The sequence below is a fragment of the Microbacterium sp. MMO-20 genome (genome assembly GCF_037147735.1).
Classification (GTDB): Bacteria; Actinomycetota; Actinomycetes; order Actinomycetales; family Microbacteriaceae; genus Microbacterium.
Genome location: NZ_JBBCUU010000034.1, coordinates 1 through 223, shown reverse-complemented (window position 1 = coordinate 223; position 223 = coordinate 1). Strand labels below are relative to the sequence as shown.

The following is a 223-nucleotide window of genomic DNA, read 5'->3' as shown; positions in this document are numbered from 1 at the left end:
TTACTACAGCTTGGTATTGGTGTTCGGTGTGGCTTGTGTAGGATAGGTGGGAGACTGTGAAGCGGTGACGCTAGTTACCGTGGAGTCATTGTTGAAATACCACTCTGGTCACTCTGGATATCTAACTTCGAACCGTAATCCGGTTCAGGGACAGTGCCTGGTGGGTAGTTTAACTGGGGCGGTTGCCTCCCAAAAAGTAACGGAGGCGCCCAAAGGTTCCCTC

Annotated in this window: 1 rRNA gene; it reads left to right on the top strand. The window is 51.6% G+C overall.

Going from position 1 to position 223, the window contains the following annotated elements:
* Window positions 1-223 (top strand): 23S ribosomal RNA (locus WFI52_RS14245); the annotation flags it as partial.